This is a genomic window from Corynebacterium sp. MSK218, assembly GCF_030232655.1.
Lineage (GTDB): Bacteria > Actinomycetota > Actinomycetes > Mycobacteriales > Mycobacteriaceae > Corynebacterium.
Genome location: NZ_JASPGN010000008.1, coordinates 86,004 through 111,626 on the forward strand (window position 1 = coordinate 86,004; position 25,623 = coordinate 111,626).

The 25,623-nt window shown below is 64.1% G+C and carries 15 protein-coding genes and 2 pseudogenes; 1 reads left to right on the forward strand and 16 read right to left on the reverse strand.

Annotated features, from left to right (window positions below; genetic code table 11):
• Positions 1–293: 293 nt before the first annotated feature.
• The 12 genes and pseudogenes from QP922_RS08075 to QP922_RS08130 form a co-directional block, all read right to left on the reverse strand.
• Positions 294–1,841, reverse strand: coding sequence for an acyl-CoA carboxylase subunit beta (locus QP922_RS08075; protein WP_042532625.1), 1,548 nt, complete (start codon positions 1,839–1,841; stop codon positions 294–296).
• A complete protein-coding gene (locus tag QP922_RS08080; RefSeq protein WP_284808800.1) occupies positions 1,838–6,640 on the reverse strand; it encodes a type I polyketide synthase in 4,803 nt (1,600 codons plus the stop codon). The genes QP922_RS08075 and QP922_RS08080 overlap by 4 nt, the downstream gene beginning before the upstream one ends.
• Positions 6,641–7,070: 430 nt before the next feature.
• Positions 7,071–8,930 (reverse strand): FadD32-like long-chain-fatty-acid--AMP ligase, encoded by a 1,860-nt coding sequence (locus QP922_RS08085; protein WP_284808801.1) that lies wholly within the window; start codon positions 8,928–8,930, stop codon positions 7,071–7,073.
• A 91-nt stretch (positions 8,931–9,021) separates the two neighbouring features.
• Complete coding sequence (locus tag QP922_RS08090) at positions 9,022–9,957, reverse strand: cutinase family protein (RefSeq protein ID WP_284808802.1); 936 nt, start codon at positions 9,955–9,957, stop codon at positions 9,022–9,024.
• A 99-nt stretch (positions 9,958–10,056) separates the two neighbouring features.
• Positions 10,057–10,590, reverse strand: coding sequence for a hypothetical protein (locus QP922_RS08095; protein WP_284808803.1), 534 nt, complete (start codon positions 10,588–10,590; stop codon positions 10,057–10,059).
• Positions 10,591–10,593: 3 nt separating this feature from the next.
• The gene (locus QP922_RS08100) at positions 10,594–12,594 is read right to left on the reverse strand and encodes an alpha/beta hydrolase-fold protein (protein ID WP_284808804.1); all 2,001 of its coding nucleotides are present in this window, start codon (positions 12,592–12,594) and stop codon (positions 10,594–10,596) included.
• A gap of 265 nt (positions 12,595–12,859) precedes the next feature.
• Complete coding sequence (locus tag QP922_RS08105) at positions 12,860–13,891, reverse strand: alpha/beta hydrolase (RefSeq protein ID WP_284808805.1); 1,032 nt, start codon at positions 13,889–13,891, stop codon at positions 12,860–12,862.
• Between the two features lie 126 nt (positions 13,892–14,017).
• Positions 14,018–15,787 carry an arabinofuranosyltransferase AftB family protein gene (locus tag QP922_RS08110; RefSeq protein WP_284808806.1) on the reverse strand — a complete coding sequence of 590 codons (1,770 nt, stop codon included), beginning with the start codon at positions 15,785–15,787 and terminating at the stop codon, positions 14,018–14,020.
• A 36-nt stretch (positions 15,788–15,823) separates the two neighbouring features.
• The gene (locus tag QP922_RS08115) at positions 15,824–16,825 is read right to left on the reverse strand and encodes a decaprenyl-phosphate phosphoribosyltransferase (RefSeq protein ID WP_284808807.1); all 1,002 of its coding nucleotides are present in this window, start codon (positions 16,823–16,825) and stop codon (positions 15,824–15,826) included.
• Complete coding sequence (locus QP922_RS08120; protein WP_284808808.1) at positions 16,822–17,349, reverse strand: phosphatase PAP2 family protein; 528 nt, start codon at positions 17,347–17,349, stop codon at positions 16,822–16,824. Before QP922_RS08120 ends, QP922_RS08115 begins: the two co-directional genes overlap by 4 nt.
• Positions 17,339–19,291 carry a glycosyltransferase gene (locus QP922_RS08125; protein WP_284808809.1) on the reverse strand — a complete coding sequence of 651 codons (1,953 nt, stop codon included), beginning with the start codon at positions 19,289–19,291 and terminating at the stop codon, positions 17,339–17,341. The genes QP922_RS08120 and QP922_RS08125 overlap by 11 nt, the downstream gene beginning before the upstream one ends.
• Positions 19,292–19,385: 94 nt before the next feature.
• Positions 19,386–19,544: pseudogene (locus QP922_RS08130) on the reverse strand (three-helix bundle dimerization domain-containing protein); the annotation flags it as partial.
• 360 nt (positions 19,545–19,904) lie between these two features.
• Here QP922_RS08130 and QP922_RS08135 point away from each other — a divergent pair.
• Positions 19,905–20,605, forward strand: a pseudogene (locus QP922_RS08135) (transposase); the annotation flags it as partial.
• A 225-nt stretch (positions 20,606–20,830) separates the two neighbouring features.
• Here QP922_RS08135 and QP922_RS08140 read toward each other — a convergent pair.
• The 4 genes from QP922_RS08140 to QP922_RS08155 are packed head-to-tail and all read right to left on the reverse strand — an operon-like array spanning position 20,831 to position 25,591.
• A complete protein-coding gene (locus QP922_RS08140) occupies positions 20,831–21,433 on the reverse strand; it encodes a hypothetical protein (protein ID WP_204099402.1) in 603 nt (200 codons plus the stop codon).
• Positions 21,403–23,136, reverse strand: a complete 1,734-nt coding sequence (locus QP922_RS08145; protein ID WP_284808810.1) for an ABC transporter ATP-binding protein — start codon at positions 23,134–23,136, stop codon at positions 21,403–21,405. Before QP922_RS08145 ends, QP922_RS08140 begins: the two co-directional genes overlap by 31 nt.
• The gene (locus tag QP922_RS08150) at positions 23,133–24,911 is read right to left on the reverse strand and encodes an ABC transporter ATP-binding protein (RefSeq protein ID WP_070531852.1); all 1,779 of its coding nucleotides are present in this window, start codon (positions 24,909–24,911) and stop codon (positions 23,133–23,135) included. Before QP922_RS08150 ends, QP922_RS08145 begins: the two co-directional genes overlap by 4 nt.
• Positions 24,908–25,591: a class I SAM-dependent methyltransferase gene (locus QP922_RS08155; protein WP_284808811.1), complete on the reverse strand. Its 684-nt coding sequence runs from the start codon at positions 25,589–25,591 to the stop codon at positions 24,908–24,910. The genes QP922_RS08150 and QP922_RS08155 overlap by 4 nt, the downstream gene beginning before the upstream one ends.
• Between the last annotated feature and the right edge of the window lie 32 nt (positions 25,592–25,623).

The window sequence follows — 25,623 nt, forward strand, 5'->3', positions numbered from 1 at the left end:
CCGGCGCGGTTGAGCAGCATGATGACGAGGTTGATGATGTCGCCACTGAGGTCAATAACGCTAGACAGCATGAGAGTTCTCCTTTATTCGATTACCTAGACTTAATATCTATCGTGCGAGGACGCCTTTGACGTTACGCCTTACGCGAAAAATCCGGCAGTTTGTGGGGAATGGCCCTAACCGGCCCCCGCCAACCCACCCAGCACCGCGGCAGGACCGCGGCAAGCTACAAGGTTGACCACCCCCAGTAGAGAATTCGGCAGGGCAACCATCCCGCCGGCGCGGGCGATGGGCTAAAGCGGGGAGATGGTGTGCTTCTTGGGCAGATCCTTCTCTTGCTTATCGGCCAGCTGGCGCAGCGCGCGGCGCAGGGCCAGTCGCGACTCGGAAGGCTTAATCATGCCATCGAGGTAGCCACGCTCCGCAGCGACATAGGGCGCGGTCATGGTCTCGTCGTAGAAGTCCATGAACATCTTCTTCGTCATGGCGCGCTGCTCTGGGGTCTCGGCGGCCTCGAGCTGCTTGCCCGCAATCATGACCACGGCGGCAGCGGAACCCATGACGGCAATCTGGGCCGTCGGCCACGCCAGGTTGATATCACCTGTCAGGTTCTTCGAGCCCATCACGGCATACGCGCCGCCATACGCCTTGCGCACGATGAGCGAGACCTTCGGCACGGTGGCCTCCACCACCGCAAACGCAAACTTCGCGCCGCGGTGAATCAGACCGGCCTTCTCCTGGTCCACGCCCGGCAGGTAGCCCGGCGTATCCACTACGAAGACCAGCGGGATGTTGTAGGCATCGCAAATACGGATAAAACGCCCGCCTTTATCGGCGGCGTCCGCATCGATACAACCCGCCGAATGCATCGGGTTATTCGCCACAAAGCCAACTGCCTTGCCATCAATGCGGCCAAAGGCGGTGATGACGTTGGGGGCGTAGTTTTCCTGGATTTCGATGAGCTCGTCGTCGTCGCCAAGCTGCGTCAGCAGGTCCATCATGTCGTAGCCGGCATTCGTGTCATCCGGCATGAAGGAATCCAGCTCAGTATCCTGGGCCACCTCCTCGTCAGACGGCGCGTCGAAGACCGGCGCCTCATCGAAGCAGGTCAGCGGCAGGTGGTCGAGCAAATCGCGCACGAGGTCGAAAGCATCATCCTCCGAGGGCACCACGACGGACACGTTGCCGTTAAGCTCCTGCTGGCGCGCGGAGCCCAAGTCGTGGGAAGAAATCTCCTCGCCCGTGACCTCCTTGATCACGTTCGGGCCCGTCACGTACATCTCCGCCTCACCGTCGACGGCGATGATGAAGTCCGTGGTCACCGGCGCATACACAGCACCACCAGCGGACTTGCCCATCATGATGGAAATCTGCGGGCTGCGGCCGCTAAGCGGCAGCTGGCGGCGGGCAATCTCGGAGTACATGGCCAGGGACGTCACCGCGTCCTGGATGCGTGCGCCGCCGGAATCTTGGATGCCGATGACCGGGCAACCAATCTTGATGGCCAAATCCATGATGTCGGTAACCTTCTTGCCAAAGGTCACGCCCACGGAACCGCCGTACACAGTCTTATCGTGTGCGTAAATGCACACCGGGCGGCCATTGATGCGGCCGTGACCGGTGACCACGCCGTCGGAGTAAATCGCGTCCGGGTCGCCGGGAGTTTTACCCAGGGCGCCGGTTTCGACGAAGGAGCCTTCGTCGAGAAGCGCGGCGATGCGTTGGCGCGGCGTAGAACGCCCAGCCTCATCGCGGCGGGCACGGGAGCGCTCACTACCGGGGTCCTGGGCGCGCTCGAGGCGCTCGCGCAGGTCCGCTAGCTTGTCAGCGGTGCTAGTCACTTGCGAATCTTCTCCTCGATCCAATCCTCCATGTGCTTGCCCACGATACCGATTGCCGGCTCGTCGGGAACCGCCAGGTGGTCGCCCGGCAGCTGCACAATCTCCAGATCCTTCACGATAACGCCCCAGCCGCCGTCCGGGTTAATCTCCGCATACGCCGGTTCGAGCTCGATGGCGCCGTCGTGCATGCGCTCGGAGCGGAAGAGGATGACGGGCACGCTTACCGACGCCCACCTTCCCATATCCAGCGAGCCCAAAATCTGGTTGTCTACGAAGGACGCGCGCTGGTGCTCGAGTACACCGGCAGAGAGGCCGTGTTCGGAGGCGTCGGTGGAGCTGAGGAATTCCGCGAGCATGGCCATGAGCGCATCTTCGCCGACGGTTTCCAGCATCTCGTAGGGCGGCTCGAAGTCGAGGCCGTAGGTCTTCTTGGCGAAGGCGGCGTAGCGGCCCCAGCGGGCCTTGGTTTCCTCCAGCGTCTTCGGGGCCGGATGCGCCGGCTGGGTGGTATCCAGCAGAGCGATGAAGGCAACCTCGGCAGTGTCCTCGCCGCGGGCTGCGCGCTCCTGCAGCTGGTAGGCCACCTCGTAGGCCAGCGCTCCGCCGAAGGACCAGCCGCCGAGCACGACCTTGCGGCCGCGCGCGTAGTGCAGGATGTCTTCGATGTAGGCGGCGGCGCGATCCTCCAGGCTGCCTTCGAGGCGCTCGACGCCGTAGACGGCGACGTCGGCAGGCAGGCGGCGGGTCAGCGGCTGGTAGACCACCGTGGTGCCGCCGGCCGGGTGGAACATGAAGACTGCTGGGCCATCGGCCTCGCGCAGCACACGGATGTTGCCTTCGACCTCGGTCTCCAGGCCCTCACGGACGAGGTCCGCCAGGTTCTCCAGCGCTTCGGCTTCCTGGACCTGTTGGGCGGTGACGTCGATGCCGGCGCGCTCGGTGAGGCGCTCGGCGATCTTCTCGGCCACCTCATCGCTGACCTGCGGCAACGCGGAGGTCACGCCGGCAGCGGCCTTGCCCGTGAAGGTGGCCCAGGTGCCGAAGACCATGCGCTCGGAAGCATCGCGCGGCGCTACGCCCACGCCTTCGTGTGCATCGCCGTCCTTCGCGCTCACCGTGGAAGCGTCTGGGGTGGTGTCGTCGTTCTCGGTGAGCGCGAAGGGTGCGGTGTGAGCGTCAGCGGTGTGAGCGTCTGCGGGGCCGTCGGCAGCAGTGTTATCAGCGCTGGTTTGCTCGGCGACGGCCTCCTCGACCATGGTGATGACGTCGGCGAGGGAGGCGTCGCGAAGCGCCTGCACCTGCAGCGGCGGAATCTGGAAGTCGTTCTCCACGCGGTTCTTGATGCGCATGCCCATGAGCGAATCGAGGCCCAGGTCAATGAGCGGCAGCTCACGCGGGAGGTCGGACACGTCGTAGCCCATGGACTCCGACACGATGAGCGCCAAGCGCTCCTCCACGCTCTCCTTCTCCGGGTCCCAGCGCACCGCATCAACGCCCACCTCGGGGTCGGCGAACTGCGGCGCGGTGACGGCCTGCGGCAGGCTCGGCTCCGGGGCGGCGACAGGCGCCTCAAGGTTGAGGGTAGAGGCGAAACCTTCCGCGATGAGCTTGGTCGAAGCGCCATCCACGTAATGTACCGCCACGGACAGGCCGCCGAGAGTGCGGCGTACGATGGTGGTGACCTCACCCTTCGCTGGTAGGTCCGCATGTTCCTCGCTGGCGGCAATCTGCGCGCCCGGGGACACGGCCTCGGCAGCAGCCTCCAGAATGGCCAGGGCACTCGGCGCCTGGTCCGCGTTCGTGGAGAAGGCCACGGCACCCTCCGGCAGGGTGACGCGCGCGCCCGGCAGACCGGAGATACCAGCGGAAGGGCGGGCGTTGGTCCAGAAACGCTGGCGACGGAAGTGGGTCGAGGGGGCGGCAACAAGCGCGCCGGAGCCGAAGACCTTTGTGTAGTCCACTGGGACACCCGCAACGTAGAGCTTGGCCAGCACATCCAGCAGCGACTCGGTGGGGTCCACCTTGCGCTTCAGGCTGTACAGCAGCTGCGCGTCCGCCTTGCCCGCGGCGAAAGCAGTGGACATGAGGCCCATCAGCGCAATCGGGTTCGGGGAAATCTCCACGATTTGGGTATGGCCCGCGTCAAAGGCCGACTCGGTCGCGTCCTGCAGGTAGACGGAGTGGCGAGTCATGCGGATCCAGTAGTCTTCGTCGTGCAGCACAGTGCCCGGACGGTAGGCCTTGCCGCGGTCCACGGAGGAAAACAGTGTGGTGTGCAGCGGGCGGGCCTCAATGCCGGCAATTTCCGCATAGAGCTCTCCCAGCAGCGGGTCCACGGCAGAGGTGTGGCCGGCAGCCTTGACGTTGAGCGCGCGGGCGAACTTGCCCTCGCCATCGAGTTTCTCCACCAGCGCGAGGACCTCCTCGCGCGGGCCGCCCACGGTGGTCATGCCAGGGCCGGTGTAGACGGCGGGCTCAATGTTGCCCGGCAGGGCGTCAATCTCCTCGGCGGAGAGTTCGACGACGGCCATGGCTCCTTGTTGATCGTCGGGAAGCGAGGCCTCGCCCTCACCCATGAGGCGCGCGCGGTGGCAGGCGATGAGCATGGCGTCCTCTGCCGAAATGCCGCCGGACGCGTAAGCCGCGCCGATTTCGCCCATAGACATGCCGATAACGCCGGCCGGGCGCACGCCGAAGGTGGCGAGCAGGTCCGTCAGCGCAATCTGGATGGCGGTGATGGCCACCTGCGCGGTTTCGGTGTTGTAGGTCTGTGAGTCATCGTGGACAAGCTCCAGAATGGACCACCCGGATTCGCGCTGGACAAGGGCGTCGAGTTCCGTGAGGCGCTCGGCAAACAACGGCGACATCTCCATCATGTCCTTGGCCATCTTGCGGTGCTGGGAGCCGAAGCCGGAGTACATGAAGACGGGGCCATGTACCGACGGGGAATCCGCCGCGGCGATGCCCACGGAGACGGTTCCTTCGGACACCTGACGGAGGCGCTTGATGGCCTCCTCGCTTGACGACGCCATCACTACCGCCCGCGAGCGCCCATGATTGCGGCGGGCGAGGGTGCGGGCCAGGGAGAGCAGGTTCGGGTTCTCGGCCTCGATGTACTCCGCGAGGTCAGCCGCCGCAGTGGCGCGGCGTGAGGGCAGCAGGCCGGAGACCGGCAGGGCAACCGGCTGGCCTTCACCTACGGCGACTTGCGGGGCAGCCTGGTGGGTCAGCCCGCGGTAATCAGTAAGGACAACGTGGGCGTTGGTGCCGCCGAAGCCGAAGCCGGAGACACCCGCAATCTTCTGGCCGGAGTATTCGGGCCATTCGCGTGGGTCCTCGACGACTTCCAGGTGCTCGGCGTCGAAATCGATGTAGCGGTTGGGGCCGGCGTAGTTGATGTTGGGCGGGATGACGCCGTGGCGCATACCTTCGATGACCTTGATGAGGCCGACGACGCCCGCGGCGGATTCGGAGTGGCCGATGTTGGTCTTGGCGGATCCCAGGAGGGTCGGGGTTGCAGCCTGACGGCCCGGACCGAGAACGCGGCCGAGAGCGGTGGCCTCAATAGGATCACCGAGGATGGTGCCGGTGCCGTGGGCTTCGACGTAGTCCACGTCCTGTGGGCGGATGCCGGCGTCGGCGTAGGCGCGTTGGAGGACGTCGACCTGCGCGTCCGGGTTCGGAGCGGTCAGGCCGTTGGAGTGGCCGTCGGAGTTGACGGCGGAGCCCTTGATGACGGCGGCGATAGTGTCGCCGTCGCGTTCGGCGTCTTCGAGGCGCTTGAGTACGAGAACGCCGGCGGCGTCCGCGCGGACGATGCCGTCAGCGTCATCGGAGAAGGCATGGATGGCGCTAGTGGGCGAGGTGACGCCGAGCTCGCTAAAGCCAATGGAGGCATGCGGCGAGGCCAGGATGTTCACGCCGCCGGCCAGGGCTACGTCGGCCGCGCCTACGCGCAGATCCTTGACGGCCTGGTTGACGGCCACGAGGGAAGCGGAGCAGGCGGTATCCACGTTGAGGGACGGGCCGCGCAGGTCGAAGGCGTAGGACAGGCGGTTGGCGATAATGGCAGAGGACGTTCCCGTCATGGCATACGGGTGCATCTCCGCTGGATCCGCCGTGATGAGCATGCCGTAGTCGTTGTTCGTAGAGCCCATGTACACGCCGGTAGCGGTACCGCGCAGCTGGTTGGCGGGCACGCCGGCGTCCTCGAGGGCCTCCCAGGCTACTTCGAGGAGGATGCGCTGCTGCGGGTCCATGTTGGCGGCCTCGAGCGGGGAGAGACCAAAGAATTCAGCGTCGAAGCTGGCGATGTCATCGATGTAGCCGCCGTCGGTGTTCTGCTGCTCTATCTTCTCGCTGGTGATCGGGTCGGAGGAATACTCCGACCAGCGGCCCACGGGCAGCGGGCCGGTACCAGGCCGGCCCTCCACGAGCATGTTCCAGAATTCGGCGACGTTCTTTGCGCCTGGGAAGCGGCCGGCGTAACCGATGACGGCGATGTCGCCGCCTTCAATTGCGGCCGGGCGCGGCGCCGCCGCTGCTTCCCCTGGCACGCTGTGAGAGGCCCCGTTGACCAGACGCTCCGCCAGCTGCGCAATCGTGGGGTACTCATAGGCCACGGTGGGCTCGAGTTTGATGCCGAGGAGGTTTTCTAATTCACCGGAAAGAACCACGGCGTCGCGCGAGGACAGTCCGAAGTTCTCCAGCGGTTTGGTGTCCGTGATTTCCTCTGCGGAGAGGCCGGTGGTCTGCGCAACCCAGGTGCGCAGCCAGCCACGAAGCTCTTCAACGGTCATAAATCTCTAGCTTTCTAACGCGGACTCTGGTCACAAGGCGGTCGATTTTGCGCAGCACGAAGGCGCGCTCGACGACGCTCCTATACGAGTTATCGGACGATTATCTCACTTCGTTAACTTGGGTTTCATAACCGACATACCCATTGACTCCCCCACCAGCGAAAACTCGCCACAGATCCGCACACTTACGCGCGCACGCGCGCGCGAGGGGGCGGCTTGAGCTGCGCGCACGCGCGCGAGGTGACGCCACCCGCAGGAATCTGCCCCTGTTGGGCTTGGGCTGCGCGGGCGAGTGTTGCGGGGCGCGCGCACGCGCGAGAGCGGGGGTTGCTCTCACGTGGCTCGGTGCGCTCGGTAGGTGCTAGCTAGCCTCATGCACGACAAAGCCCACCCAGCCATAGTGAGCTGGGTGGGCAGCGCAGAGCGCAGACTAGGAAGCGAGGTACTCCTTCTTCGCCACTCGGCGGGCAATTTTGCCTGAGGAGGTGCGCTTAATCTCGTTGGCGTTGAACCACTGAATGGCCGCCGGGGTCACGCCGTGGTGCGAGGAGACGGCGGAGCGAATGGCCTCGGAGGCGGCTTCGTCCTCGGCGGGGTTAGCGCCATCAGCGCGTTCAATCAGCAGGACAAGCTCTTCGGTGCTGCCGCCCTCGACGGAGAAGGCCGCGATGGAATCGGCCCGCACGTGGGACGAGGCCTCCTGCACGGTACCTTCGATGTCTTGCGGGTAGTGGTTGCGACCAGCCACCACGATGAGGTCCTTGAGACGGCCCGTGATGTAGACTTGGTTATCCACAATCGCCGCCAAGTCACCAGTAGCAAGCCAGTTGTTATCCGACGGAGCATGCGGCACGCGGGAACCTTCCGCCAGGCGCTCTCCCAGCGTGTTGTGGAAGGTGGACGCGGTTTCCTCTTCACGGCCCAAGTAGCCGGCGGCGCGGTTTCCGCCGTGGAGCCAGATTTCGCCCACGAGGCCGTCGGCAAGCTCGGCTCGGGTCTCCGGGTCCACGATGGTGAGTTCCTGGGCAATAACACTCTGACCACAGGAAGCGTAGGCCACGGAGTCCGCGGACTTCTCCACGATGACAGCCTCGCCCTGCGCCAGGCGCTCACGGTCGAAGTGCGAGATGATGGGGCGCTCTGGGGTCTGCGGCGTGGTGACGATGAGGGACGCCTCCGCCATGCCATACGACGGGCGCAGGGTCTCGCGGCGCAGGCCGTACTCCTCCTTGCCGAAAGTCTCCCAGAAGGAGTTCACCGCGCTCTCCGTCACCGGCTCCGAACCAATCACAACGCCATCGACGTTGCTGAAGTCCAGCTCCTCCCCCGCTGCCGGCGCACCATAACGCGCTGCCAGCTCGAGAGCGAAGTTCGGGACGACGGCGTAGGTGCCCTGCAGGTGGGCGTCGACAGGCTGGCGCTTGAGCTGGTCCACCCAGCGCTTAGGCTGCTGAACGAAGTCGCGCGGGGTCATAATCTCCAAGTTGAGACCCAGAATGGTCACGAAGACGGCAAGGATGATGCCCATATCGTGGTGCATCGGCAGCCAGGAGACCACGCGCGCAGGCAGTTTAATCTGCACGGCGGTGAAGATCTGCAACACGTTAGTCATGATGTTGCGGTTAGTCAGCAGCACGCCCGCCGGGGTGCGCGTGGAACCGGAGGTGTACTGCAGGAAGGCCGGGTGGTCTACCGGCGCGGTCTGCAGCGCGGCGAGGGACGCCTTGCCCTCTTCGGACTCCAGCGGGTTCACCCAGCTGGCGGCGAGGGAATCCGGCAGGGAATCAATAGAGATGATGCGCGGGCGCTCGGCGGCGGGGCGGTCGGAGAAGTACGCACGGTTGGCTGCGGCCGACACGTTGTTGGTGAGAACAATCGGCGGGTTGGCATCCCCAAACACCGCACGCAGGTGGTCGGTGTGGCCCGGCTCGTTCGGGTCATAGAGCGGAATCGGAGTCATGCCCGCGTACATGGCGCCAAGGAAGCCGAAGATGTACTCCGGGGAATTGCCGGCCAGGATGGCTACGCGGTCACCCATTTTTCCTACCTGCTGCAAACGCGCGGCCACTACCTTGATGCGGGTGTTGACCTGGGAGCGGGTGAAGTCACGCGGGGTACCATCCGGGTTATCAGTGAAGACCCACTGACGCATGACCGGGCGGTCGGGGATTCCTGCCTGCTGCTCGGCGGCGTAGACGTGTTCCGCCAAGCCTGCCAAGGTGAGGTGCGGCGGCAGGGAGATAGCGCCCTTCTCATCGAAGAACTGGCCGATCAATGCTTTCAGGTCCATGTGGGACTCCTTTGTGGGATAGACAGGTCACGTACTTTTGACACTGAAAATATCAGAGAAGGCGTGGCGAATGTTACACGGCGCGCCATTTTTAGTGCGCGTCGATGGTGTCCTTAGCCCACTGCGTGACCCATTGGTTGGCAGTGGTTCCCTCAATAACGTCCGGGTTTGAGGCGTACATGGCATGCACACCGTTGGCCTCAATGAGGTCCATTGCGCGATCGAGCCCGTTGCTGGCATCCAGCGGCGCATCACAAATAGAGTCGTTGGGCGCGCAAATCTGGAAGGTACGGTCGGCCAGTTCACCAAAGCCATTGGGGCGCGCTCCGCGCATGGTCGCTCCCGGCACGATGCCCTGGATCAGGGTCGAGACCGGCTGCAGAGCAATCTCCGCGCCGACGCCACCTACTTGGGCACCGGGGTTGATGCCGACGCCTTCTTGACGGCGCCCATCCGCAATCACCGCCACCCCAGCCACACTGCTGGCCGGGATGGGACCATTGCCGCCACCGATACGGTCAGCGATATCTCCCACAATGACCGCGCCTTGGGAAAAGCCGGACAAGAGGAACTTCGTGTCCGGACAGGTCTCGTGCATGTAGGTCAGCTCGCCCTCCAGACGGGAGGTTCCTTCATCGCGCGATTCGTCGTAGCTCATCTCGTGCTGCGCGTTGATGTTCTTGAACTGCGCGGTATAAGGCAGCGTCCACACCTTGACGTCCTCGGGGACGTACGCCTCCTTCAAAGGATTGGTAATGGAGAGCATGAAGGAGTTCGGGTTGGCGCCGGGGTTGATGGGATCATCATCCGCGGCGGATTCCCACGTGCCCGGCGCGGAAACAAACTCGAAGCGCGGGCACCAATCCGGCTGCGCAGGTGGCTCCTCGGCGGGCTGCTCGGGGTTGTCGGCTGGTTCGCTGAGAATCCCGGGTTCGCCTTGGTCGCGGGTGTTGAGGAAGTGGACCACTCCGCCGCCGATGACAACGAGAAGGACAACGACGGCGAGGACGGTGATTGTTTTACGCATGAGGAAATTTCTACCTTGGGAAGGTGCGGGATTCCCTGGGGAATCCCTGCCATGGGGCTGGGGGCGCTTGACGACGTCTCCCTCGCCGCCCCGCCACACCTACTCGGCGCAGAGCGTGCTGCCCTTCTCACTGATGAGCTGGATCAGCTGCTCGTGGCTGAGCTCGCTGCGGCCTTGCTCGATGAGCTGGCCGGCGACGGCGGGAACGGTGACGGTATCGCCTTGGCAGGCGGCTTGGGCGGCACCGACGAGCTGATCTTCTACACCTTCGGTGTTGACGCCGCCGTCGGAAAGCGCGGCCAGGAACTCCTGGTGCGGGCCTTCGGCGGGTGCGGGGGCGGGGATTTCGGAGATTTCGCGTGCGCCGCGGTCCTCCGGTTCTTCGCCGGAACCGCGGGAGGAGCCGCTGCCGGACGAGGCCTTGTCGCTCGAGCTCGCTGCCGATGAACTCGACGTCGAGGAGGATTCCGCCCCTTCAGACGAGCCGGAAGAGCGCTCGAGCGGTGCCACGGAGGTTTCGGTGGCTTCGCTCTCGTCGACAGTTGCGGAGCCGCAGCCGGTCAACAGGGCACCGGCGGCCAGCAACGCTGCGGCTGTCACCCCGGCCGAGGAGCTTAGTCGTCGCGTGCGCATGGCTTAGTTCTTGTCTGCCTGGATGTTGCCCATGACCTTGCGGATGACGCCATGCTGGAAGGTCTGGGTCAGACCGCCGGCTGGGATCTCCTTGTAGTCTTCGGTAGGCCAGCCGAACTCGCCCTGCTCGAAGCCGTGCTTGCCCCACTCATCAAAGATGTCGCCCTTGAGGATGTAGTGCGCGCCGGAGTCCATGGACCAGTAGATGTTGCCGTGCTCGAATTCCTGGAAGAAGCCGCCATTGACTGCCTTTTCCTCGCCGACTGGGTAGCCGAGGTCGGACTCGGCGGCCTTGAGCTCCTTGTACTTGGCACCGATGGCGCCGTGCACAATGTGGAAGGAACCGTCCGGGTTGTGGGTCAGCACACCATCCTCAAATTCCTGCACCACGCCGTCGCCGACCTTGTGGACGTCAGAGGTCGGGTACTTGAGGTCGCCCATCTCGAAGCCGTTCTTGCCCCACTCGTCGTAGAGATCCTTCGGGATCGGCCAGGCGCCGTTCTCCGGGGTCCAGTAGATGGAGCCGTGCTCGAAGTGGACAAAGCGGCCACGGCCGTCGAGGGTCTTGCCTTCGCCGGACGTCGGGAAGCCCAGCCAGGAGGTCGGGCCACCCAGCTCAGAGTAGCGGGCGCCAATGCGGCCGAAGACTGCGTAGGCACCGGTCTCCGGGGACCAGTAGGCAGTACCGGCCTGGAAGTCCTGGGCCTTGCCGCGCTCGGCGACGTCATACTCGTTGTTCACGCAGGAACCAATGATGCCGGACTTGGTGGCCTCCGCAATGGCGCCCACCGGGGTGCAGTCAGCGCCGCGGTCGGACTTATCGAGGCCGAGGGAATCAGCAATGAACGGCCACGCTTCGGTCATTTCGAACTGCCAGTATTCCCAGCTGTGCACGCCGGTCGGGCGGAACTTGACCACCGGCTCGACCTTGGCGCGCTTGGCGTAGTCGACGAAGGTTTGAGTAGACATGCGGGAAATCGCTTCGAGGCCTACGCCTGCCATGTTGGCCTGGCCCTTGGCCACGGAACCGATCTGGCCGTAGTCATCCTTGCCGTTGCCAGCGGAGACGTAGACCTTCATATCCTTGAGGTTCTCGATACCCAGCTTCGGGTCGTGGTCAATCCAGTCCTGGGAGTAGAGGTCGCCCCACATGTTGGTGGAGGTGTAGCCGCCGGCATCTGCCTGCGCGGCGGTAATGGCCTCCGGCATACCGGTGGTCGTGGTGTCGAGGTATCCCGAGAAGGAACCAACGAACTTGAAGGCCCAGGGGTTGCGCTCCGCCAGGTTCATCGCGGCAGTACCGCCCATGGAGATACCGGTGACGGCACGCTGGCCGTTGGAACGATATGCCTTCTCTAGGACTGGGATGAGCTCCTGCATGAGGAAGCTTTCCCACTTGTAGTGCTTCCCGTTGTCCGGCTTCTGCCAATCGGAATAGAAGGAGGACTCGCCGCCGACCGGCATGATGAGGTTGACGTTGCGGTCGGCGAACTGGGACAGAATGTTGGTTTCAATGGTCCAGCCAGACTCGTCGTCGCGGGCACGTAGGCCGTCGAGGGCCCACACTTCTGGGAACTTCTTGTCCGGGTTGGAGTACCAGTCGCGGGCCAACTGGATCTGCACGACCTGCTCCTTGTCCGGCATAGCGGCGGACTTGATGTAGACCTTGAGGTGGCGGTTGGTCAGGTACTCAACGCGGGAGACGGACACACCTTCCGGGAGGCCCTCGATGTCCGGGTACTCGGTCTCAATCGGGGTGCGCTGTGGCGGGTTGGACGGTGCGAAGGAATCGGAGAAGTTGGAGCTTCCCAGAATGTCGGTAATGCCCTCGCCGGAGCTAGAGCTGGAGGACTGCGCGTTAGCCATAGGCAGCAGCGCGAAGCCGACGGCCACGGCGGTAGGCAGTGCGGCGATGGTCAGGCCCTTGCGAGCGGCGGACGGGGAACGCAGGCCTGCTGCCTTGGAGGGCTGAGCAGACTTATGAGAAGGCGCAGTGTTCGGCATTGGTGAATCCTTGCGATGTGTCGAGTGAAGGCACGTTGCATCGAGCGGGCTCCGCAGGTTCCCCTCCTGCGGAACACGCCACTGCAGACGCGGTGAGCGGTCTAACGTGAGCTCAAGTTTAAGTTGAACTTGAGACTTTTGGAAGAGGGACACGCCCACACTTTCCCTTCCGAACACGACAAAGCCGGCTCGCCCAGCGCCTCCAGAGGATAATTCCGCTAGAGGACGACGGACGAGCCGGCGTACAAGGAAGGTGTCTACACGCCTACCACGCGTTCATCACGTTAAGAACTTGCGGCTTGGAGTACTCCAACTCGTAGCCGAACTGCTCCCAGTTGTGCAGGCCCTGGGCCGGGTAATTCGTCTGGAGGCGCACACCCATCGCGCGCGCCTTGAGCTCCCACATGCGGGTCGTAGCATTAGCAAAACCTTCAAGCGCCATACCGGAAGCAATGTGCTCCGGCTTATAGCGCTGCTGATCCAGCGGACCCGGAATACCGGAGGCGGCGGAGACAAACACGTCGGTACCGTGAGCGGCCAGCTCCGGAATCAGGTTGAACGGGTCATTGCTGAAGCGCTTCGGGTTAATGACGGAACCGTACATGGCGTTGATGTTGAAGCCGCCGGCGTCGAGAAGCGCGAGGCGCATAAAGGTCTGCGCACCCGGCAGAGTCGTGGTGAGATAACCGGAGTAGGACAGAGCCTGGCGGAACTGCTCCGTGTGCTTGCCGGCCAACGTAATGGCTGCGGTAGCACCCATGGACAGGCCAGCAACGGAGTTATTGTTGCGGGCCACACCGAAGTTGCCCTCGAGGTAAGCCGGAAGCTCCTTAGTGAGGAAGGTCTCCCACATGTAGTTCACCGGTTCCACCAAGTCATAGGTGGCCGGGGCGCGCCAGTCTGCGTAGAAGGACGCGGCGCCACCCACCGGCATCACGAGGGTGATGTTGTGGTCGACGTAGGTACGTGCGGCGTTAACGTCATTGATCCACGCGTTGGTGCGGTCGGTAGCGCGAAGACCATCGAGGAGGTACAGGCCCGCGTTGCCACCGTTCTTGGCCGGCTGAATCTGCACCGGGATGGTGCGGCCCATAGCCTCAGACCAGACATCACAGCGCTGAACCCAGAAACCTACGCGGTCCCACTCGCAGGCGCCGGTGGCATCGCCACGCAGCCAGTCACGGTTAGCCGCAGAGGCCTCCTGGGTGCCGGCGGTGACGACGAGGCCCAGAGCAATAGCAATGGCGGCCACAACCGCCATGACACGCGTCCGCAGTGCGGAACTTAGTGCACTCATGTTTCTCCTTAACATTCTTACTGCCACTAGTACATCGCCAACACGCCAGCGATGGTTACGGATCAATAACGAGAATCTTTTGTAGGGTAACCTACCCGCCCGCGTTTTGTCTTCCTACGGGGGTGCCTACCCGGCGGGGAGGTAGTCCGCTGGGTCCTCCGACAGCTGTAGCGTACGGCCCGTCGTCAAGGAAAAGACCAGGTTCTTACGGAAGCGCTCCCAGGACATGGGCTCGCTATACGACGCCACCAACTCCTTGAGCTCCGGGGTCTCCAGCGCAGCGCGGGCCCGGCGGGTGGTGTCCTTGTCATACCACGGCGGCAGGTAATCAATATCTGCGCCCGACTGCGCTGCCTGCCACTCCAAGGCGAGGGATTTATCGTGGCCGATGCGCCCGCCTTCCTCGCGCGGCATCCGCGCCGCCAGCGGGGTGGCCAAACCGATGGTGTCCTGGACTCGGACATCAAGCGGCGCATTCATCGACGTCATACCAAGGTTCACCAAGAACAGCGACGGCGCCTGCTCGCACCCTTCTTCGCGCGGCACGGTGAGCCAGTTGAGGCGGTCGGTATCTTTATCTTCGACATAAATAACGGCGAGGGCATCACCGTCTTCAAGCTTTCTCATCGCCTCCGGGTAGCCATTCATGAACTTCATCGTGAGATAGTCGCGCGCTGAGCGTGGCGGATGGCCTGCCTCACGGTTGGTGGCGTAGGTCCAGAAGTCGCGCTCGTCCACGATGGACAGCGTCTTTTCATAGGAATCCCAGTCCGTGTCGTGCCCCCTGAGCACGATGACGAGAGCCCACACCGCGCACACGCCCGCAGCCAACCAGGTAACGAGCCCCTTGAGCGGTAGCACGAAAACCGGCAGCAGCGCAGCGAACAGGGGCAACAGAAGCATGCGGCCGTGCATGAAGTCACCGCCGACGCGCAGGATATAGAGCACATGGATGACCACCGCGCTCAGAAGCAGGTACGTCACCGTCGTGGAACTGCGCAGCTCAGTTGGGCGCAGCTGCGCACGGAAAGCCCAGATGCCGGCGGCCGCCAGCACGATGACGGGCAGGTACAGGGCGTAGGGCCCCACGAAATCTTGCAGATAGTTCAGGCCGCTGGCCCATGCGCTTTCCGACGCCGACTTCGCCACCGCCGTATGCGGCGTCACCAACCCGTAGTATCCCATGCGGAAAACCTGGTACGCGCCCGGGATAGGCAGGGCCGCGCCAAGGATGCCGAGCCACACCTTCCAATTGCGGTGCGTGGCCAAAAGCAGAAAGCCGGTCAGTCCGCCATACAGTGCAAGCTCTGGGCGCACGAGCCACGATAGGCCCGCCCAGAAGGCCAGCCCGTAGGCGCTCCAGGTGCTGGTACCTTCGGCCCAGCGCTGCAGTAAAGCCCACAAGGCCGCGAGGTAGAAAATGGACAGACCCCATTCGAGCCCGGAGGTGAAAAAGTCCCGGGCAGGCGGGAGCGCCAGGTAAACCAGTGCGCCAGCAGGTGCGACGAGCGGGACGGCACTCAACCCCGTGCCAGCGGCTTCGGAGCGGGAACGATACAGGCCACGCGAGGTCGCCCACACGCCGAGCATCATGGCCGCCACCGAAAACAGCAGGCCCAGATTCACCGCAATGGAATCCAAAGAGGCATCAGAAACCCAGTGCACCAGCAGAATGAGGTACTGCCACAGCGTGGACGTGTTGGCTTCGACGCGCTCGCCCACGTTAAAGACCGGCCCATTGCCGGCCTCGAGATTGCGGACGGTGCGCAGGACAATGAGGCCGTCATCAGAAATCCAGCGGCGCGCGTATCCTCCCCAGAACGAGAAAACCCCGATCACCAGGACCGAGGCCAGCGCGCTCAACGCCGCCAAAGTACGTGAATCGGGTTTTCGCATGAGGAGAGAGTCTAGCACCGAGACAGTTGCGAGTACTTATCCGCCGATAACCGGCATGACATAGACCGCCATGGCGATGCAGGCCAGCCACGCCAACGCCAGGATCTGCAGGACGCGATCCTCCAATGCAATCTCATCCGGGGCGCCGCCATTGCCGCGGTCGACGTCCGCAGCGTAGCGCAGGATGGCGATAGTAAACGGAACCATGGACACCTGGTACCACACGCCCGCCGGACCATCAGACTCATTGGACAGCTGGAAACCCCACAGCGAGTAGGACATGACCACCGCGGTGGCGGCCAGGGTCCACACAAAGCGCAGGTAGGTCGGCGTATAGCCCTCCAGGGACTTGCGGATCTTCGCGCCCGTGCGCTCAGCCAGGAGAATCTCCGAGTAGCGCTTACCGGAGGCCATAAACAGGGAGCCGAAGGCCGCCACCAGCAGGAACCACTGGGACAGCTCAATGCCCGCAGCCACGCCACCGGCCATGGTGCGCAGCATAAAGCCGGAGGATACCAAGCCGATATCGATCACCGGCAAGTGCTTCCAGCCAAAGCAATAGCCCAGCTGCAGGCCGATATAGATCGCCATAACGATGGCCAGGTGCGGCCCCGCAGTAGCCAAGAAGGACAGGCCAATCGAGCCGACGATGAGCACACCGGCCATCGCATAGGCCAGGCCGATCGGCAGCACGCCCGCCGCAATGGGACGGAATCGTTTCGTGGGGTGTTCGCGGTCCGCTTCCACGTCGCGGGCATCATTGATCAGATAGATAGAGGACGCGCCCATGCAGAAGACGATGAAGGCGAGGAGGACGTCGAGAAGCACGCGCGTATGAAACAGCGCGTCCGCACCAGCCGCGGCGGGTGCGGCGAGGACGAGGACGTTCTTGACCCATTGCTTGGGGCGCAGGGCCTTGACCATGCCATCGGCAAGGTTCTTCGGCGGCTTGCGCTTGCGACCGGTATCGATGCCAGACGTGTGCGGCTCCGAGTGGAAGACTTTCTGGTCGCCGTCATCAACGCGTCGGGTGCTCATCGGGTCTTCCTTTCATAGCGGTGACAGGCCTCTGCGGTGGCGGCGCCGAGGAGGGCGCCGAGCGCGGTATCGGACGGATAATGTACTCCGAGCACCATACGCGAGGCCATCATGACCGGCACGCCCACGAGCGGCGCTGGGGTTCCCATAACGTGGGCGGCGCCGACGAGGAACGCGCTTGTCGACGTCGCGTGGGACGACGGAAACGACAGCTTAGACGGCGTTTTCACGCCGACCTTCACGTAGTCATAGTCCGGGCGCTTGCGGCGCACAATGCGCTTGATCACAACGCTGGCCGCGTGGGCCGTGAAAGCGCCCGCGCCCACCGCAATCCACTGGCGGCGCACCGCCGGTTTCTTGTAGTTCACGCCCGCACCCATCGCGGACAGGGCCATCCAGCCCAGTGCATGTTCACCGAAGTGGCTAAGTGCTCGGGCAGTGGGCAGGACGCCGGGGGCGTCGAAGGCCACATCCTGGATCTTTTCTAGAACGTGGGATTCAGCGACGGAGAACTTACTGGGCATCGAACACCTTTCGCCAGGACTCACGGGAGGTCAGCTCCGGCAGGGCTGCGCGGTACTCAGCCCGCAGGTCATCGAAGTTATCCTCGATTTCCTTGAGCAGCTCGCGGGTAGAGCTCACCAGCTCCTTGGCCAGGTCGCGGTCGCGCTTGCGGAAGGCCACTCCGGTGCCACCTGCGGTGGAGACCGTGGCGGAATCGACGCGGGAAAGCGTGAACCACCGCGCCTCTTCCGGGGTGAGGTTGAGCTGCGGTGCCTCGTGGTGAGCGCGGTCCTCCTTGCTCACCAGGTGCTTGGCGGACTGGATAAGCCACGGAATCTTCTTAATCTTGCCAAGGCGGCCGCCCACATTCTTGGTGGGCACGCCCGGCGCGCCGGTAGCTGGGGGAAGCTGGTCGGCGGATTCGATGATGACCGCATCGGAATAGCCCTTGCGAATATCCGCAATGCGCGGCAGGGAGGACTCCAGAATGTCGAAGAGACGATCCGGTCCGGCCAGGAAATCCTTCATGGCTTCCAGCTGGATGGCCATGGTGGAGTACTCCATGCACATGGTGTGCTTGAGCGTGGACTTGAAGATGCTGCGTGTAATGCCGCGCGGGTCGCCCTCGTGGTAAAGCGCCGCCACAATAAGGCGGTTGCGCAGGTGGAAGTAGGCCTGCCAGTCGATGGCATCGTCTTTATCTGCCCAGGCCATGTGCCAGATAGCTGCACCCGGCCACGTCACCGTGGGGAAACCCTTGGACGCAGCACGTAGCGAATATTCGGTGTCATCCCACTTGATGAACAGCGGCAGCGGCTGACCAGTGGTCTCCGCCACGATGCGCGGGAAGAGGCACATCCACCAGCCGTTGTATTCCACATCAATGCGGCGGTGCAGCGCGCGGGAGTCGTACTTCTTCGGGTCCAAGCGGGACTCCTTGGTGCCGATGGCGCGCAGCGGGTACTTGGCAAAGTCATGGTCGTACACAGCATGCTCGGCCGCGCCCCACATAAAGTCAGCGCGGTTGACGCGCTCACCGGTGGTGCGCAGCTGGGAGCGCTCCTGCAGGTTGAGCATCTCACCACCCACGATGAAGGGCTTGGCGGCGTAACGTGCTGCTTGGACCGCACGCAGGATGGAATCCGGCTCGATGGCAATGTCATCGTCCATGTAAAGGATGTAGGGCGAGTCGGTATTCTCCAGTGCTTCAAACATGATGCGGGAGTAGCCGCCCGAGCCGCCCAGATTGCCCTGGCGGAACTCGCGGAAGCGCTCACCAAAGTGCGCCACCGCCTCGTCGTAGCCCGGCTCGTCTGCCGGGTGCTGGTTGCCCTGATCCGGCATGAGGACGTAGTCGATGATGCCGTCCACCACCGGGTCCTCTGCCAACGCCTTCAGTGCCGCGACGGCATCGGTCGGGCGGTTGAAAGTCGGGATACCCACCGCCACGCGCTTGTCCTGCGCTGGGTATTCGCTGCCGTCCGGGAGCAGCTGCGGGTTCGGGGCGTGGGGGGCGGCCCAGGAGGCGTCGGCAAGCACGGTGTCTGCCACCGCCGCGACGTCGAACCACAGCAGGCCGCCGTCCTCGAAGTTCTTCAGGGGCAGCTCGAACTCATGGTGGCCAGTGGTAACCACGTGGTTGGCCACGGAAATGCGCTGGCCGTCCTGCTTGGAGCGGTAGAGGGAAATGTTGGCCTCGCCCTCGACGTCCATCACCAACACGATGGACTTCAGCTGGGACCAGCGGCGCCAGTAGGCGGCCGGGAAAGCGTTGAAGTAGGTCTCGAAGGAGGCTTCCTCGCCCGCCGGGATGGTGACGGAGGTGCGGTCGTTCCAGCTGAGGCGCTCGCGGTTCTGCTCGGACTCGATGAGGTAGAGCATGCGGACGTCGCTCGGCTCGCCGCGCTTCGGCAGCAGGATGCGCTGTACGGGTTCGTACGCAGCAGAATTGTTGGCAGTCACGATATCTTCGGTTCTCCACACAGTTTTCGACAGTATTCAGGAACCAAGATTAGTGGTTTCGCACTCTTCAGCTGAGTTCCCACGCGGCTGAAAGCTAAGCCGAGAGGGGTGCATCCTCCGAGATGGGTTCGATGCCCAGACGGTTGAGCATGTAAAGCACGCGGGCGCCGAGGTCGTCAGCCAGCTCGCGGGTCTCCTCTACGGTTTCTGCCGTAGCGATATCCCAAATCTTGATGTCCTTGCCGACTTCGTCGCCTATGATTGCGGCGCCAAAAGGAAATCGACCTCGATGGTCACGAACTCGTGGCCGCAATTGTCAGAGGCTCAAGAGAGTGTCGAATCGGAGGGAGATTGAGAAAGTAGAGAACAATACTGACTAATTTTTCGCTAACTGACAACTATTAACTCTGTGCAATAAGAAGGATACTCCTCATAGCAACACATGATCAGTGTGTCTTTCTTCCTATTTCAGTCAGCTCAAAGAGTCGGCTTTAGCGAACCTCTTCCCAACTGCTCCCCAAGTGAGATAAACGCCGGTACAAACAAGAAATGCTGCAAAAACGCCAGCAAGGGAAAACGAAACCTTCAGAGAAATCCCCGCCATCACATGCCCCAATTGATTCACCGAAAATGGATCCTCCACCTACTTGCGAAATACGGTGGCCCCACCAAGATGCGACGCATCGGTAAAACACGCCTAGCAGCCTTTGCGCGCAGTCACAAAGCGCGCAATCCCGAGCCTGTCATCGATGCCATGCTTGCTGCCATCCACGGACAGACCGTGTCCATTGCCGGCGCAGAATACGCCGAACTTGGCGTAGCAATGTCCGCCAAAGACGCACTGGCCAAACTAGAGCATCGCAAGGAAATAGAAGCACAGGTGGTACTCAAGCTCATTCAGGACATTCCTCAAACCGAGATTCTTTTATCCATGCCCGGCATCGGCCCACGTAGCGCAGCACAGATCCTCATGACTGTTGGCGATATGTCCGACTTCCCCGATGCAGCGCACCTAGCGTCCTATGCAGGCCTATCACCACGGACAAATCAATCAGGAACGTCCATTATGTCGAATTCGCCCAACCGCGCTGGCAACAAAAATTAAAGAACGCCCTATGGCAATCGTCTTTTGCATCGATCAGATTCCACGAGCGTTCCCGGCAATTCTATGAACGAAAACGCAAAGAAGGCAAAAGACATAACGCCGCAGTCGTCGCACTCGCACGCCGACGCCTCAACGTCCTCTTCGCCATGATGCGAAACGGCGAGCTCTACCGAGACATCCCCACAATCCAGGAGGCCGCAGCAGCCTAAAGCCACCAGACCCCCATCCAAGCCGATTGCACAGCAAGCCCAATCGGCTCCTCGAGGTACCCAAAACAACATCTACGAGACGAAGCAGAAGCCGTTCACACCCCCAACAAGCCCACCCGCGGAGTTGACAACCTATATAGGAACACGCCCCGACGAGGTGACGAGAATCCCCTCGTCGCTGTCGGACGGCGGTTTCCCGACCGGTGGCCCGGCCGCCGGCAAACCTCACCCGCGGCCGCCCGGGCCCTGTCCATGGCCAAGCCCGGTCTGGTGCCCCCGGCGCCAACGACTTCCGGTGCCGCCCCGGGACGGTGAATTGCCCGTCATCCTCATTCCCGGGACCGGGTCGTCGAACAGCTCATCGGTACCGGTGCCTCGAACCACGGGCCCCGGGCGCACAGCGCAGCCGATCGCTTTGACGTCCACCCCGAGATGCGCCACGGATACTCCCGAAACGCCGGCAAAACGAACGCGCTTGCCTGGGAACAGCAGATCTCCGGTTCCATGCTGCTGAATGAGCTGACCATCGGCGACATCACTCGACCGGGCGTGCGGTACACCTTCCTGGGCACGCGGCACGACAATGCCGTGCTCCCCCACTAAAACTCCTTCGTGCGGGAACCCGGCGTCACCAACATCACCGTCCAAGACGTGTGCCCCGCCCACCGCACCGAGCACTACGGCTTCAATTACGACCCTGTCGCCCAGGGCATCGTCGAGGACCCGCTGACCGGGACGGCGTGGCGGGACCACTGCACCGGTACCGGACCGGAGCGATAGTCCTCGACGGACGAGGATCAGGCGCCCGGGGAGCCTCCCGTCCGGCACGTCCACGACTCGGCGTAGCGGCCGCCCTTCGCCAGCAATTCATCGTGCGTGCCCCGTTCTGCGACCGTCCCGTCCTCCGAAAGCACGACGATGAGGTCGGCATCGCGGACGGTGTGCAGGCGATGGGCGACGACGATCACGGTGCGATCGCCGCGCAACGCTTCCATCGTGCCGACAATCGCCCGCTCAGTGGCCGCATCCAGCGAGGACGTCGGCTCGTCGAAAAGCACCACCGGGGAATCCTTCAGAAGCGCCCGGGCGATGGCGACGCGCTGCCGCTCGCCTCCCGACAGCAGCGTCCCCTCCTCCCCCACCGGGTTATCCCACCCGGAAGGCAGCAGCTCCACGATGCGGTCCACCCCGGATCGCCGGGCGGCCTCGCGCAAGCGGTCTCCGTCGCCGGGCCCGGAACCGAATCCGGGGTCGGCGAAGACCACGTTGTCCTGCACGGACGCGTCGAAGAGGAACGTCTCCTGGAACACCGGGGTCACCAGCGAGTTCACGCCGTCGGTGCCGATCCGAGGCAAGGGCACCCCGCCAATGAGGATCTCCCCCGAGTCCGGATCATGAAACCGCGACAGCAGCCGCATGACCGTCGTCTTGCCCGCCCCCGAAGGTCCCACTATGGCGACCAGCGCTCCCTGAGGCGCACGGAAGCTGACGCCGTCGAGGACCTTCTTCTCCCCGTACCCGAAGCTCACGCCGCGGAACTCCACGTCATGCCCGTCGGGCAGCTCCGGTGCGGCAGGCTCGGGAAGGGCGGGGATCGCCCGCAGGTCACGCAGCGCAGCCAACGTGTTGCGGCCCGCGCCGAAACCGCCGGACAACGCTCCCGCCGTGGTGATCGGTCCGGTGAACTGGACGACCACAATGAGCATCGGCGCCAAATGCGCCGGTGACATCCCGCCCGTCGCGGCGACCGCCACGGCGACGACCACCGCCGCCGTGAACACCGCATGGACGACCGAGCCCAACCGTCCGATGGCCGCGCCTTGCGTCGACGTCGCCTTCGCGAACGCATCGTGTTGGGCCTGGATCGCCTCATCCACCATCGCGTCCGCCGCCGAACCGTCGCCCGCGGCGCGAATCACCTGCTGGCCGCGGGTGAACTCGATCAGCCTGCCGGAGACGGCAGCGACGGCGTCAGCATGCGCTTCGTCCGACTCCCCGCCAACCCGGCCAATGGCCCGGTAGGCGAAGAAGAGCACCGGCGCCGACGCGACGAGAACCAACCCGACGCGCCAATCCACCGCCAGAATTCCGAGAGCGATGACGGTCGGCGCAACCACAGCAGCGATGACGGGCCTCAGGATCACGTGCGGCACGGACGCCGCGAACGCCATGCCCGAAGACGCCATCTCCGAAAAGCGGCCGGCCGTGGACTTGGTGACGTACCCGAGTGGCAACGTCAGCACGCGTTCGCCCAGGGAACGCAGCAGGGACGACAGCACCGCTGCGGAATTCGCCCTGCCGACCGTCCCCGCGGCGAGGGACAGCACCGCATGGGCGGCCGCGAGGCCGGCGATGACGCCGGTGAAACGCCACGCCGTCGCATCATCTCCCACGGCCAGAGCCGACAGCAGCGGCAGCAGCGCGACGAACGCCGCACCCTGTGCCAGCGCGGCAAGCGCGGCCAACGCAATGAGCCACGCCAGCGTCATCTTCGAGCGCCGATCCGTCATCGACCACAAGTCCCGGATCATCGGTTCCCTGCCTTTTCATCGTCTGCTTCAGTGCCCCGCGGGGCGGATGGTTCGTCGTCGAGCGCGAACGCGCGCCACAGATCCCGGTAGCGGCCACCGCGCGCAAGCAACTCGTCGTGGGTGCCCGCCTCCGCGACCGCTCCCCCATCGAGAACGAGGATGCGGTCGGCGTTGCGGATCGTGCTCAATCTGTGCGCAATCACGATCACCGTCCGCGAACGAGCCAAACGCTCGATTGCGGACTGAATGAGGGCCTCGGAAGCCGGATCCGCGTAAGCGGTTGCCTCGTCGAAGATGAGCACCGGCGCGTCCGTGACAATCGACCTCGCGATGGCCACGCGCTGCGCCTCACCACCGGAAAAGGTCACGTCGACGTTGACCACCGAATCCAGGCCCTTCGGCAGCGCCGCGATGACCGTATCGAGGTTCGCGAGCTTCGCGGCCGCCATGATTTCGCCGTCGGTGGCGTCTCTCCTGGCCAGCCGGATGTTCTCCCGCAAGGGCAGCGTGAGCAACTGCGGATCCTGGAACACCACCGACACCGAACGGTGCACGTCGCGCACGGCGATGTCGCGAAGATCGTCGCCGCCCAGCAGCACCGAGCCTTCGACAGGGTCGTGGAAACGTGCCAACAGCCGGGCGACGGTGGACTTTCCGGAACCGGAGGACCCCACCAGCGCCGTGAGGGTCCCCGGTTCGAACGTCGCGGACATCCCGTCGAGGACCCGCGGCCCATCCCCGTAGGAGAAGACCAGGTTCCGAACCTCGAGCGCGCCCCCGCGCGCGGGCACCGGATCGGCGGGCTCGGCGATCGGCGGCGTGCTCAGCACCTTCGCAATGGACTTCAGAGCGGCGAGCCCCGCGATGATGGGTTCGGAGTTCATGGCCACCCGCACGATCGCCGCGGAGAGTCCAAGGCCGAGAACCAGCCCGGCGACGAGACCCTCGGGTTTGCCGCCCGCGGTGTCCCTCAAAGCGAGGCCGGCGCCGCACACCACTGCGAGGACCGTGATCGGGGACGTCACCACGTCGATGAGCCCGAGATAGATGTTCGACTGCCGGGACCAGGCGGACCACGCGCGGACGAACGACGACGCCGCGGCATCGTAGCGGCCCGCGCCCTGGTTGGCGCGTCCGAAGGACTTCATCACAGGGATGCCGCGCACCAACTCAATGACCGCAGCCGTCACTTTTTCAGAGGCTCGCTCGTAGTCGCGCTGAAGATCGGCTCCGCGCGAAATCATCATGCCCATCAGGGCGAAGGTGACCAGCACTGGGACGACCGCCACCGCCGCGATCCGCCAATCGACCGCGACGAGCGCGATGAGGGAAAGCAGGGGAACCAGCACCGCCACCACGGTCTCGCCGACGGTGTGGCCCATGAGCTGGTGGACGGCCGCGACGTCCTTCTCAACCGACCCGATGATCCCCGACGAGCGCCGGGCGTCCAGCCAGCCCAGCGGCAGCTTCCGGATATGGGCAACCAACCGGCGCCGGAGGTGGAGCTGCAGGTCGTTATCCGCCCGGTGCGAGAGCATGCCGGCGGCGCCGTCTGCAGCCATTCGCACCGTCGCGGCGACGACGATGACAGCCACGGCCAACCACGTCCGATGCACCGGGGCCTCCGGGTACGTCATCGCGATGTCGATGATGCCGACCAGCGAAGCGACGGTAGCCACCGACGACAGGACGGACAACGCGACCACCGCACGCATCCGGGTCCGGATCGGGGCGAGCAGCGACCACGGGCCGACGGTCCCGTCCACGGCGCTCACTTCCCCGCCTCCCCGATCACGCTTTTCTTCGCGAGAGTGCAGAAATACACCATGCCGGCGCGTGAGGCTCCGTCCAGCTTCAGCCCGTTGGCTTCGGCGAGGTCCTCGAGCTCGCTGCCCCGGAACACCCGGTGGCCCATCTTCGCCATGACGGCCATGTCGACCCGCTCGTTCACGTCGGGATCCTCGACGAACGTCTGCACGTAAGCGATGCCGCCGTCGGCGAGCAGCCCGGAGACCCTGCCGAGCGCGGCTCCCGCATCCTTCATTTGGTGGAGCGCGCCACACACCCAGATTTCACAGGCCCCGCCGGGCTCTCCCGCGAGCGGCGTGAGGATGTCGGCAACGTGGAATTCCGTCCGGGCCCCGAGCCCGTCGGCGGCGGCGCGTTCGCGGGCGATGCGGATCGCATTGGGCGACAGGTCGTAGCCGACGATGTTCGCCCTGCGATAGCGAGACTCAGCGGCGAGCGTGCGGGCGAGCCACCCGGTTCCACAACCGAGGTCGAGGACCCGGGCCGGCGCATCCGGCCCGGGATCCAGCGCACGGAGCTTCCGGTACACGGCGGCGGCGTCCATCGGTTCGCGCGCATAGCGGCTTAGGAACCTCGGCTGAACCTTGTCCTCGTAGGCAGCGAGGAGCCTGCGGTTGTTCTGGACGATCTGGGCGATCGACTTCATCTGGTTCTGTCTCCGGGTGTGTGGGCCGCGTC